Annotated in this window: 9 protein-coding genes; 4 read left to right on the forward strand and 5 right to left on the reverse strand. The window is 64.2% G+C overall.

All coding sequences use genetic code 11. From position 1 onward, the window contains the following. Position 1: 1 nt before the first annotated feature. The 4 genes from AWB75_RS12955 to AWB75_RS12970 form a co-directional block, all read right to left on the reverse strand. The gene (locus AWB75_RS12955; protein ID WP_061124474.1) at positions 2 to 3,121 is read right to left on the reverse strand and encodes an MdtB/MuxB family multidrug efflux RND transporter permease subunit; all 3,120 of its coding nucleotides are present in this window, start codon (positions 3,119 to 3,121) and stop codon (positions 2 to 4) included. 15 nt (positions 3,122 to 3,136) lie between these two features. Beyond that, positions 3,137 to 4,471, reverse strand: a complete 1,335-nt coding sequence (locus AWB75_RS12960) for an MdtA/MuxA family multidrug efflux RND transporter periplasmic adaptor subunit (RefSeq protein WP_061124475.1) — start codon at positions 4,469 to 4,471, stop codon at positions 3,137 to 3,139. A 302-nt stretch (positions 4,472 to 4,773) separates the two neighbouring features. Continuing rightward, entirely contained in the window at positions 4,774 to 5,607 is an 834-nt protein-coding gene (locus tag AWB75_RS12965) for an IclR family transcriptional regulator (RefSeq protein ID WP_087086599.1), read from the reverse strand. Positions 5,608 to 6,096: 489 nt separating this feature from the next. Continuing rightward, positions 6,097 to 6,360 (reverse strand): hypothetical protein, encoded by a 264-nt coding sequence (locus tag AWB75_RS12970; RefSeq protein ID WP_143746431.1) that lies wholly within the window; start codon positions 6,358 to 6,360, stop codon positions 6,097 to 6,099. A 431-nt stretch (positions 6,361 to 6,791) separates the two neighbouring features. On the opposite strand from AWB75_RS12970, the gene AWB75_RS12980 reads away from it, so the two are divergent. Both AWB75_RS12980 and AWB75_RS12985 read left to right on the forward strand, forming a co-directional pair. After that, the gene (locus AWB75_RS12980) at positions 6,792 to 7,250 is read left to right on the forward strand and encodes a hypothetical protein (protein WP_061124531.1); all 459 of its coding nucleotides are present in this window, start codon (positions 6,792 to 6,794) and stop codon (positions 7,248 to 7,250) included. Between the two features lie 139 nt (positions 7,251 to 7,389). Then, positions 7,390 to 10,050, forward strand: coding sequence for a mechanosensitive ion channel family protein (locus tag AWB75_RS12985; protein WP_061124479.1), 2,661 nt, complete (start codon positions 7,390 to 7,392; stop codon positions 10,048 to 10,050). Between the two features lie 16 nt (positions 10,051 to 10,066). Here AWB75_RS12985 and AWB75_RS12990 read toward each other — a convergent pair whose 3' ends face one another. Continuing rightward, positions 10,067 to 10,651: a cysteine dioxygenase family protein gene (locus tag AWB75_RS12990; protein ID WP_061124480.1), complete on the reverse strand. Its 585-nt coding sequence runs from the start codon at positions 10,649 to 10,651 to the stop codon at positions 10,067 to 10,069. Positions 10,652 to 10,778: 127 nt separating this feature from the next. Between AWB75_RS12990 and AWB75_RS12995 the strand changes: the two genes are divergently transcribed. Together AWB75_RS12995 and AWB75_RS13000 are read left to right on the forward strand one after the other, a co-directional pair. After that, positions 10,779 to 11,252 (forward strand): Lrp/AsnC family transcriptional regulator, encoded by a 474-nt coding sequence (locus AWB75_RS12995; RefSeq protein ID WP_061124481.1) that lies wholly within the window; start codon positions 10,779 to 10,781, stop codon positions 11,250 to 11,252. Between the two features lie 335 nt (positions 11,253 to 11,587). Beyond that, positions 11,588 to 11,809, forward strand: coding sequence for a hypothetical protein (locus tag AWB75_RS13000; protein ID WP_061124482.1), 222 nt, complete (start codon positions 11,588 to 11,590; stop codon positions 11,807 to 11,809). The last annotated feature ends 1 nt before the right edge of the window (position 11,810 follow it).

Below are 11,810 nucleotides of genomic sequence, written 5' to 3' on the forward strand. Positions count from 1 at the left end.
CTTACCGTCCTTCACCGGCTGCCGCCGCATCGGGCGAACGGCCGAAACGCGCGCGCAGCTTGCGGGCGAGCGAATCGAAACCGAGATAGATCACGGGCGTGGTGAAGAGCGTGAGCAATTGCGACACGATCAACCCGCCGACGATCGCGATGCCGAGCGGATGCCGCAGCTCCGAGCCCGCGCCCCAGCCGAGCATCAGCGGCAGCGCGCCTAAGAGCGCGGCCATCGTCGTCATGAGAATCGGGCGAAACCGCAGCAGACACGCCTGAAAGATCGCCTCGCGCGGCGGTTTGCCTTCGTCGCGTTCGGCTTCGAGCGCGAAGTCGATCATCATGATCGCGTTCTTCTTCACGATGCCGATCAGGAGCACGATGCCGATGATGCCGATGATGTCGAGATCGTGCCCGGTGATCATCAGCGAGAGCAGCGCGCCGACGCCCGCGGAAGGCAGCGTCGAGAGAATCGTGATCGGATGGATGAAGCTCTCGTACAGCACGCCGAGCACGATATACATCGTGACGATGGCCGCGAGAATCAGGAACAGCTCGTTCGAGAGCGACGCCTGGAACGCGAGCGCCGCGCCCTGGAAGCGGATCTGGAACGACGCGGGCAAGCCGATGTCCTGCTTCGCCTGCTCGATGGCCTTCACCGCCTCGCCGAGCGACGCGCCCTTCGCGAGATTGAAGGAGACGGTCGTCGCCGGGAACTGGCCGAGGTGCGTGACGAGCAGGGGCGCCGCGCGCTCGTGAAACTTCGCGATGGACGAGAGCGGCACTTGCCCGTTGGTCGCGGTCGAGGAGGGCAGATAGATGCCGTTGAGCGTCTCGCTGTAGTGCGCGTCCGACGGCTCGGCTTCCAGAATCACGCGATACTGGTTCGACTGCGTGAAGATAGTGGAGATGATGCGCTGCCCGAACGCGTCGTAGAGCGCGTTATCGACCGTCGCGGGCGTGATGCCGAAGCGCGCGGCCGTTGCGCGGTCGATCTCGATGTACACCGACTGGCCGTTCTGCTGCAGATCGGTCGCGACGTCCGTCAAAATCGACGTGTGCTGCAAGCGGTCGACGAGCTTCGGCACCCATTCCGCGAACTCGGACGGATTCGGGTCCGTCAGCATGAAGTGATACTGCGTCGGGCTCACGGTCGAATCGATCGTCAGATCCTGCACCGGCTGCATGTAGAGCTTGATGCCGGGAATATCGGCCACTTCGCTCTGGATCGTGCGGATGATTTCGCTCGACGTGCTGTCGCGGTCGTCGCGCGGCTTAAGGTTGATCAGCATGCGCCCGTTATTGAGCGTGATGTTCGTCCCGTCGACGCCGACGAACGACGTCAGGCTTTCCACGTCCGGGTTTTCCAGAATCTTCTTCGCCAGCGCCTGTTGCTGCTCGGCGACCGCCTGATAGGACGCGGCCTGCGGCGCCTGTGTAATCGCCTGGATCACGCCCGTGTCCTGCGTCGGAAAGAATCCCTTCGGAATGTAGACGTACAGCACGGCCGTGAAAACGAGTGTGAGCACGAAGACGAACAGCGTCGCGTGCTGACGCGCCAGCACCCAGTTCAGCGCGACCGCATAGCGCCCGATCACGTAGTCGATGAACTGGTGCGCGCGCGCTTCGAACCGCTTGCTTTCCTTCGGCGGCGTGTGGCGCAAGAGCTTCGCGCACATCATCGGCACGAGCGTCAGCGAAACGATCGCCGAAATGACGATGGTCACCGCGAGCGTGATCGCGAATTCATGGAAGAGGCGGCCGACTACATCGCCCATGAAGAGCAGTGGAATCAGCACGGCGATGAGCGACACCGTCAACGAAATGATGGTGAAACCGATCTGCTTCGAGCCCTTGAGCGCCGCTTCGAGCGGCGGATCGCCATCTTCGACATAGCGCGCGATGTTTTCGATCATCACGATCGCATCGTCGACGACGAAACCGGTCGCGATGGTCAGCGCCATCAGCGAGAGGTTGTCGAGCGAGAAGCCGCACAGATACATGATCGCGAGCGTGCCGACCAGTGACAGCGGCACGGACAGGCTCGGGATGATCGTTGCGTAGACGTTCGCGAGAAAGAGGTAAATGACCAGCACGACGAGCACGACGGACAGCGCGAGCTCGAACTGCACGTCGCGCACGGACGCGCGGATGGTCGTGGTGCGGTCAGTGACGACGCGCACGTCGAGCGCCGCGGGCAGCGCCTGTTGCAACTGCGGCAGGATTTTCTTGATGCCGTCGACGACGGCGATCACGTTCGCGCCCGGCTGGCGCTGCACGTTCAGGATGATCGCGGGCGTCGAATCGACCCACGCGCCGAGCTTCGTGTTCTCCGGACCCTGCACGATGGTCGCGACGTCGGTCAGCATCACCGGCCGCCCGCTGCGATAGGCGACGACCGCGCTCTTGTAGGCGTCGGCGTCGGTGAGCTGGTCGTTCGCGTTGATCGTGTAGGCGCGCGTCGGGCCGTCGAAGTTGCCCTTGGGCGTATTGACGTTGAGGTTGGAAATCGTCGTGCGCAGATCGTCGATGTTCAGGCCATACGATGCGAGCGCGCGCGTGTTCGCCTGGATGCGAACGGCAGGGCGGTTGCCGCCGCTCACCGATACGAGGCCCACGCCCGCCACCTGCGAAATCTTCTGCGCGAGGCGTGTGTCCGCGAGGTCTTGCACCTGCGTCAGCGGCAAGGTTTTCGAGCTGACCGCGAGCGTCATGATCGGCGCGTCGGCGGGGTTCACTTTCGCGTAGATCGGCGGTGCGGGCAGGTCGGACGGCAGCAGATTGCCCGCCGCGTTGATCGCCGCCTGCACTTCCTGCTCGGCAATATCGAGCGGCAAGTCGAGGCTGAATTGCAGCGTGATGACCGACGCGCCCGCCGAGCTCTGCGACGACATTTGATTCAGGCTCGCCATCTGGCCGAACTGCTTCTCGAGCGGCGCGGTGACGCTCGATGTCATCACGTCCGGCGATGCGCCGGGGTAGAACGTCTGCACCTGAATCGTCGGATAGTCGACGGCGGGCAGCGCGGAGAGCGGCAAAAAGCGCAGCGCGACCAGGCCGACCAGCATGATCGCCGCCATCAGGAGCGCCGTGCCGACCGGGCGCAGGATAAAAATGCGGGATGGATTCATGCTTTTGACCGCCGCTTACTGCTGCGATTGCTGTTGCCGATGCCCGCCATGACGCGCACCGGACGCCGCGGACGCGCCCGAAGCACCCGAAGCCGCCTTCGCCTTCTCGGCCGGAATCGTGATCTTCGCGCCTTCCTTGAGGCGGTCGGAACCGTCGATCACCACGCGCTCGCCTACTTGCAGACCCGACTTGATGCTGGTGCGCTCGCCATCGACCGGTCCGATCTTCACGTTGCGCACCGTCACGGTGTTGTCCGGCTTCACGACGTACACGAACGCGCCCGACGAGCCGTTCAGCACCGCGGACGTGGGCACGATGGTCGCGTTTTTGATCACGTCGACGAGCAGCTTCGTGTTCACGAACTGGTTCGGGAAAAGCATGCCTTGCTTGTTGTCGAACGTGGCGCGCAGCTTCACGGTGCCGGTGGCCGTGTCGATCTGGTTGTCGACGGTCTCGAGGAAGCCCGCTTCGAGCGGCGTGGTGTTCGCGCGGTCGTACGCGGTGACCGACATCTTCGTGCCAGCGTGCAGCGGCTTGAGAATGGCGGCGAGGTTGTCTTCGGAAGTGGTGAAGATGACGCTGATCGGCTGCAACTGCGTGATGACGACGACGCCGTTGGTATCGCCCGTCGTCACGTAGTTGCCGGGATCGACCTGCCGCAGGCCGACGCGCCCCGACACCGGCGCCGTGATGCGCGCGTAGGTCAGATCGAGCTTGTAGGTATCGACGTTCGCCTGGTCGGACTTGACCGCTCCTTCGTACTGCTTCACGAGCGAGGCTTGCGTGTCGACCTGCTGCTTCGCGATGGAATCCTGCGACAGCAGCGTCTGATAGCGCTGCAAGTCGAGGCGCGCGGTTTGCAGCAGCGCCTGATCTTTCGCGAGCGCACCCTCTGCGTTGCGCAACGAGATTTCATACGGACGCGGATCGATCTGCGCGAGCAGGTCGCCCTTCCTGACCATCTGACCTTCCCTGAAAGCGACGTCGACGAGCGTGCCGTTCAATTGCGTCTTGACCGTGACGTTCGCGAGCGGCGTGACCGTGCCGAGCGAATTGATGACGACGGGCATTTCACCCTGAGCGACGCTCGCCACGTGCACCGGCTGCGGCTGATTCGTCGCGCTGGAAGCGCCGCGCCGCCCGCCCTGACGCGCGTCGGGCTGGCCGCTCGTGCCGCCGTCGCGGCCGCGATTCCACGGATGCCACCATGCGATCGCTCCGGCGACGATCAGGATCGCGACGATGAGCGGCACCATTTTGCGACGCCGCCGGGCAGGCTCGATGGCCGCGGGCGAGGCGGGCGTAGGAGGTGTGGGGCGCGGCCCGGGGGGATTCTTTTGGTCGTCCATCGATTCGGTGGCTGGGTCTTTCAAAACTAACGTACGGGGCGCGGACGAGCGGCGGTCGCGATTCGGGCGCGCATTGCATGCGCTGCGCGCATGAACCGCAACCGGAGCGGAAGACTTGGATAGTCGGAGCCGCGAAAGCGGGCGGAAAGCCGGCGGCGCGGCTCCGGTGCGCGCGAAGCATGATGCTACGTCCCGCACCGGGGGCCGTCCACCGGTCATTCTTTCTGTTGATTACGACTGTTACACGGGCGCCGCCTAAAGACTTTCGATGAGCTTGCGCCGGTCAGCGGCAGCCTATCGGTCTAACTGGCCGCATGCGCCGCGCTCGGCGCATGCGTGCCGCCGATCTCGCGCGTGATGTGCCCGACGCATTCGAGCAGAACGGGCGCGACGTCGCCGATGAGGGTCTCGCGCGGGCATTGATGCGCGGCGCCGCCGCAGTTCACCGAGTACCGCTCCCCCGACGGGCCGACAAAGCCGGCCGCCACGGCATTGAGCCCGTGATGCCATTCGCCGAGTGAAGTCGCGAAGCCGAGACGCAAGGCGTCGTCGATGCCGCGTTGCAAACCGCCCGCGATGGTCGGCCAGTCGTCACCCGATGCGGTCTGAAGACTGCCGATGAGCGCGTGCCGATCCACCTCCGAAAGCACCGCGAGATATGCCCGTCCGACTGCCGTGCGGCTCAGATCCATGCGGCCACCGACTTCGAGCCGCGAGACCAGTACGGCGGATCGCGGACGAATGGCATCGATTACAACCATCTCCAGACGATCGCGCACGGCGAGATGCACGGATAATCCGGTGTGCTCGGCGAGCCTTATGAGGAACGGGCGCGCCCGGGCGCGAATATCGAAATTGCGCAAGAATCCGTTGCTCAATTCCAGCACGGACGCGGTCAGCACGAAACGCTCGCTGTCCGGCAGACGGTGCAGCAGTCCTGCGCCGACGAGTGTCGCGGTGATGCGGGAGATCGTCGGCTTCGGAATGCCGGTCCAGTCGGTCAGCTCACGATTGCTCACGGGCGCATCGGCGGCGGCGATCCGGCGCAGCACGTCGAGCCCGCGCGCGAGCGCGGTGACTTCCTCGCCGTCCTTCTCGCGGACGCGTTCCCGGGCCGAAGACCGTTCGATTTGCATAGGCATTTGTTTTGTGAAACGTCGTTTTGTTTGATGGCTGGCCGCAATTCTACTAGCTCGCATCGCGAAACTTGCAAGCGATGCAAGACTTCGCGATAACTTCCATGAGTGACGAAAGTTCTTTTGGCAATGACGCAAGTTGAACGAAACATGGGCACTTGCCCGGACCGCGAAATTTTGCTTGACTTGAGCAGTGATCCCGGAAAAAATGGAACCCAATTTCGAAACCCGAGGCGATGTGCGCGTGTGCGCTTCCCGCTGAGGCTCGACATACCGGCTCTCAGGTTCTAGCACGGCCCTCGGAATGGCTAGAACTTTTAAGGCGCTACGGAAACGTAGCGCCTTTTTTTTCGTCCACGCGTTTCGCGAAAAACCTCGGCGCGAATATACCTTTAAGGCGGGGCGAACCGTATTGGCTCGGGACTATCGGGGGAAGGAAAGAGAAGGTCGCGCGAGCAGACGCGGCGCGTTGCGCGCCGCGTCGAAACTTCAACACATGTTGCTGAACACGCGCGGCGCCCTGAGCAGGCGCTTGCCGCGAACGATCCAATAGATGCTTGCGAACACGAGCAGCAGCGAGGCTGCGAACACGATCAGCGGTGAGATCTGTTGCGGCGCCGGGGGGCTCGTCGCGACGAGCAAAGCCGCGAAGAATGCCGCGCCCGCCTGAGAGAAAGAACGGTTCGCGAGGCTGCGGCGCATGCGGGGCGTGGTGAATCGGGAGACGGGGGCGCGGGTGAAAGGCTCGAACAATATGAAACCCGCGACGAGGGCAACAGCGACATTCATGAAAAGCATGGTGCGAGACATCGTGGAGGCAGGAACGGAGGCGAATATATGCCAAGGCCAAAGCCCGCCAAACCAGAAGTCTCTTAAATGTAGAGGGAAAATTCTATTTCGGTTCTACGCGAGTGCGCCTTTCCGAATGCCTGCATTGAACGGCCGAATACGGCTGATTTTGGGGAGCCGAGGTTCCCCTGCGATGCAAGGTTCGGAGTTCGACGTGCTCAGTTGGAGCGACGCGGGATTTCGAACGAAGCATCGCGACGGCAGCGTATGATGTGCGCGAAAACCGAGATGGAATCGCGCCGCGCGGTCCAGCGTGGGCGGGCGATTTCGCGGAGGTGCGCTCGAACGCGCACGTATCGGCACACACCAGCACGTATCAGGCAGAAGGTAACACCATGCAGATGACTCACATGACCCGTATCGCCTTGGCGTTCACGGCGCTCGGCGTACTCGCCGCGTGCGAGAAACACGACGCAACCGCGGGACAGGCCGCGAGCGCGCTCAACAACATCGCGAGCCAGACCAGCCAGAAGTTCGATAAGGCGGCGAGCTACGTCGGCCAGAAGGTCGATGCGGCGAAGCAGTCGGCGCAGCAGAACATGGACAACGCCGGCTCGATGCCCGATGTATCCGCGAGCGGCGTTGCCGCGACGGCCCGGTCTAATTTCGACAACGCGGCGAGCGCGACGAATGCCGCGATCAACAACGCCGCGAGCGCCACCGGCGCAGGCTTGCAGTCGGCCGGGCGAAAGCTGCAGGAGTGGTCCGCGCAGGGCGGCGCGTCGAATACGCAACCGGGTGCGGCCAGCCCATCGGCCGATAGCAGCGGCGCGCGCACGGAAATGGACAAATAGCGCGCCTTGCGACGCGCATCGCGGCGCAGTCCCGCCTGAAAGACCTGCGCACGGACGCTTAACATTCGGTTACGTCCGCGTTGGGCGGGCGTCTCGCCACAGCCGCTAAACTGGCGGTCTTTCAGAAATCGAGACCGTTATGAAGTCACGCAACCTCGCGCAGCAACGCGCGTGGGCGTCAGTCGCGATGTCCTGGATGGCGGCGCTCGCGCTGGTCGGCGCCGCGCTCGCGCGCTTCTGTGCGCGCCACGCTTTGCACGCGTTTTCGCTTGGTCTTCCGACAGTGCTGGCCGCGTCGATCGCGCTCGCGGCGCCCGCCGCCCACGCGGCGCCCGCACTCACGCTGCCTACTTTCCAGGAACTGATCACGCCGGCTGCGCCTGCATCCGCACCGGACGCGGCGTCGGGGGCGGATGCCCCCGCCATGTCCGATGCCGAGATGGTGCGCTCGCTCGACAACATCATCACGACGCTCGACAGCGACAAGCAGCGCGCGGCGCTCGTCGCGCAACTGAAGCATCTGCGCGATGCCAAGCGCGCCGCCGATGCCGCCGCGCCCGCCTCCGGCGCCGCCGCCATCGACGGCACGGCAAGCGGCACGCACGCGACAGGCGCCGCGCCGGCCTCGACGACATCGTCGGTGGTGGCGACGATCGCGCAGAACGCGGGCCTGCTCGGTGCGATCGCGTCGGCGCTCACCAACATCGAAGCCGACGTGAAGCGCGGCAAGACGCCGATCGCGTATTGGGGCGGACGCCTCAACGCGGCCGGCAACGAGCTCTTCACGATCGTCACGAGCCAGAGCCGCGAGTCGTTCGGCCGCACGCTATTCAACTTCTTCGCGATGCTCCTCGGCTGGGGTGCGTGCGCGTTCGTGCTCGTCTATATTCAGCGGCGCGTGCAGGCGCGTTACGGCATCGACACCGGTCTGCATTCGAATCCGACCACGCGCGAACTGCTGCTCTTCACGCTGCGCCGCGTGGCGCCGTATCTCTTCGCGTTCCTCGCGGCGTTGACCTTCACGCATTACATGCCGCTGTCGCTCGGGCGCACATTGGCGATGGTCGCCGCCTATGCGATGGTCGCGGGCGCGGTGTTCTCCGCGATCTGTCTCATCATGTTTTCGCTGTTCGGCTCGGCGCACCGTCGCGTGGCGGTGAACGTGCTGATCATTCGCGCGCGGCGTTTGCTGTTTCTGATCGGCACGCTCGGCGCGCTCGGCGACGCCGCCGCCAATTACGATGTCGCGCAGCAGCTCGGCTCCAATCTCGCCGCGCTCATCTCGACCTGCGCGAACATGGGCGCGGCGGGCCTCACCGCGTATTTCGCGCTCGCGTTCCAGCGGCCCGTCGCGCATCTGATCAGAAGCCGCTCCTACGAGCAGCGCAACACGCGCAAGGCCGCGACCGAGACCTTCGAAGTGGTCGCGTCGCTGTGGCAGTTGCCGCTCCTTTTGCTCGCGTCGGCGTCGGTGGTGGCGACGCTGATGGGCATCGGCACGTCGGAGAACGTCTTGCAGATGGCGATCGCGACCGCGGGCTTGCTCGTCGTCGGGTTCTTTCTGTCGGCGATCGTCGTGCGCATCACGCGGCCCAAGTCGAGAAGGCCGCGCCGCCAGTCGGCCTATGTGCGCAGGCTCGTCAAGTTCGTCGGCACGATGATCGTGGTCGGCATATGGCTCGTGTTTCTCGAACTGTCGTCGCGCTTCTGGGGCTTCTCGCTCGCGCACATGGCGGAAGAGAGCGTCGCCGCGCGCGGCATCACGCGCGCGGTCGCGATGATCTTGCTGACGTTCTTCGTCGTGTGGCTGATCTGGATTCTGATCGATACGGGCATTCAGGAAGCGCTACGCCCGGATGCCGCGCGGCGCGGCGGGCGTGGTCCGAGCATGCGCGCGCGCACCATGCTGCCGCTCGTGCGCAACGTCGTGTTCGTGTTCCTGCTGACGGTCGCGGCGATCGTCACGGCCGCGAACCTCGGCCTCAACGTGACGCCGCTGCTCGCGGGCGCGGGCGTGATCGGTCTCGCGGTCGGCTTCGGCGCGCAGTCGCTCGTCGCGGATCTGATCACGGGGCTTTTCATCATCATCGAGGACACGATTTCCGTCGGCGATTCGATCGAGGTCGAGGGTGGCCACGCGGGCATCGTCGAAAGCCTGACGATCCGCACGGTGCGCCTGCGCGACGGCCAGGGCGCGATCCACGCGATCCCGTTCTCGCAGATCAAGACGGTGAAGAACCTGTCGCGCGATTTCGCATACGCCGTGTTCGAAGTGCGCGTGCCTTTCTCCGCCGACATCGATGAAGTCACGCAGATGATCCACGAAGTCGGCGCCGATCTGATGGCCGATTTCCGCTATCGGCTCGAAATGCTCGGGCCGGTCGAAGTCTGGGGCCTCGACCGCTTCGATCCGAACTGGATGGTCGTAAAAGGGCAGATCAAGACGCGGCCGCTGCAGCAATGGAGCGTTGCGCGGGCGTTCAACCTGCGCATCAAGCGCAAGATGGACGAAGCCGGCATGGAGATTCCGGTGCCGCAAATGCACGTGCAGATGACGCGCGAGGCGATGTCCGGCGCCGACGCCGAAGGACGCGCGCGCCGCATCTGGACGGGCGAGGCTCCGGCGCCCGTGGAGTCCATGCAGGACGAAGAGGAACTGGCGATCGGTCCGGAGTCTGCACGCATGCGGGCCGCGGCGCGCGATGTGTCGCACGAGCCGCAGCCGGCGCCGCCGCCGACCGATCAATCGGTGCAGATTCCGCCGCAGATTCCGACCGCGTCCGAGCCGGGCAAGGGCTGAGCGGCGGTTCGCGTCGTTACGCCGCGAGCAGATCGTTGACGTGCGTGGCGATCTGCGCGCCCGCGACGCCATAGATATGCAGGGACACGGCGCGCGCGGCGGCATCGTCGGGATTGCCGAGCTGGTGGATCGCGCTGCGTCCTGCATCCACGAAAGACACTGCGCCCGGCGGACGGGGGTGCCGCCGCGTTTCGATCGCGCGATGCTCGAGCGTATCCCAGCGATAAAGCGTTTCTTCGAGCGTGCCTTCGATGACTGCATAGCCGCACCATGTCCGATGCCCATGCACCGGGCTCGCTTGCCCCGGCTCCCAGACGAGCGCGGCGATCGCATAGCGATTGAGCGGATCGGCGGCGAGCAGATGCCGGCAATACACTTGCGGATTGCTTACGCGCTGATCCGGCCGCAGCAGGCCAGGAGCTGCGATCGCGCGTTGCAGCGCGAGGCGCACGCGCTGTCCGAATGACGCTTGCGGCGCGGTTTCGGCGGCTTCGAAAGCCGCATCGATTTCGCTGCACAACTGTTCGAGCGCCGCGCTCCGATTGCCGCCGGAAGCGCGGAAAAAGGGCCGCGTCGGGCGGCTGACATGTTCGGGTCGCATAGTGAAAGGGCCGTCTCTTCGTTGTTATCTGATCGGCTCATTTATACCGGCTTGCCTCCAGAATTAGTTTCCATATAATTCCGCTCGGATATCCAGAAATAGAATAATTTCCTACAAGGGGTGCAGCATGGGAATGGACCTCATCGACCGCAAACTGCTCGAATTGCTGCAGAACGACGTGACGATGCCCATCGCGGAGCTCGCGCAACGTGTGAATCTGTCGCAGACGCCGTGCTGGAAGCGCGTCCAGCGGCTGAAGGAGACGGGCGTGATTCGCGCGCAAGTGGCGCTGTGCGATCCGAAGAAGCTGGGCGTGGGCACGACGGTGTTCGTCGCGGTGCGAACGAACCAGCACACGCAAACGTGGGCGGAAGATTTCACGCGCGCGGTGCGCGATATTCCGGAAGTGGTCGAGGTGTACCGGATGAGCGGCGAGACCGATTATCTGCTTCGCGTCGTCGTCTCCGATATCGACGACTACGATCGCGTGTACAAGCAGCTCATTCGCGCGGTGCCGCTCTATGACGTGAGCTCGAGTTTCGCGATGGAGCAGATCAAATATTCGACGGCGCTGCCGGTGAGGCCGGCGCTGCAGCCTTGAGTTTCGGGTTTTCGTTTTCCAGATCGCGTGAAAGAAAGCCGCCCGGGCGGGCGGCGCAACGCGTCCGGTCACTAGGTATTCCGGCCTTGCCCCTTGCAGCGCGGCCGGAATCGAACGCGCATGGAATCGTGAATAGTATGGTCATGCCGACGACCGGCGTTCAAGCGCGACGGTGCAGCAGAGAATTTCGCGCGAGATGGGCGGGGATTGCAACGACATTGGATCGACGCTTTGCGAAACGAATGAACCGGGGAATGCGAGGCCCGCAAACCAACTGAAAACGAATCCGCGTAGCATGTCGGATCTTTTTCCGAAATCGCCTCACGAACCATTTCATGACCCACGACCCTCGCGACCCTCGCCGCCCGCACGGCTCGCCCAGAAAAAACCCGACGCGCGCCGTCAGCGTGTTCATCGTCGTGGTGATTTTGATCGTGATCGGCACGGTCCTCTTCAACGCGATCCGCGACAAACGCGAATTCGATCGGCAAGACGCGCAACCGTCCGCCGCCAGCGACGTGCGTCCCGCCGTGCCCGCGTTCGGCGCGTCGCAGTAAC

It is taken from the genome of Caballeronia catudaia, from assembly GCF_001544755.2.
In the GTDB taxonomy this organism is placed as follows: Bacteria; Pseudomonadota; Gammaproteobacteria; order Burkholderiales; family Burkholderiaceae; genus Caballeronia; species Caballeronia catudaia.

Bases quoted from the DNA above. Each gene is read 5' to 3' on its own strand.
- AWB75_RS12955 (WP_061124474.1), bottom strand. From the start codon at position 3,121: ATGAATCCATCCCGCATTTTTATCCTGCGCCCGGTCGGCACGGCGCTC.
- AWB75_RS12960 (WP_061124475.1), bottom strand. From the start codon at position 4,471: ATGGACGACCAAAAGAATCCCCCCGGGCCGCGCCCCACACCTCCTACG.
- AWB75_RS12965 (WP_087086599.1), bottom strand. From the start codon at position 5,607: ATGCAAATCGAACGGTCTTCGGCCCGGGAACGCGTCCGCGAGAAGGAC.
- AWB75_RS12980 (WP_061124531.1), top strand. From the start codon at position 6,792: ATGCAGATGACTCACATGACCCGTATCGCCTTGGCGTTCACGGCGCTC.
- AWB75_RS12985 (WP_061124479.1), top strand. From the start codon at position 7,390: ATGAAGTCACGCAACCTCGCGCAGCAACGCGCGTGGGCGTCAGTCGCG.
- AWB75_RS12990 (WP_061124480.1), bottom strand. From the start codon at position 10,651: ATGCGACCCGAACATGTCAGCCGCCCGACGCGGCCCTTTTTCCGCGCT.
- AWB75_RS12995 (WP_061124481.1), top strand. From the start codon at position 10,779: ATGGGAATGGACCTCATCGACCGCAAACTGCTCGAATTGCTGCAGAAC.
- AWB75_RS13000 (WP_061124482.1), top strand. From the start codon at position 11,588: ATGACCCACGACCCTCGCGACCCTCGCCGCCCGCACGGCTCGCCCAGA.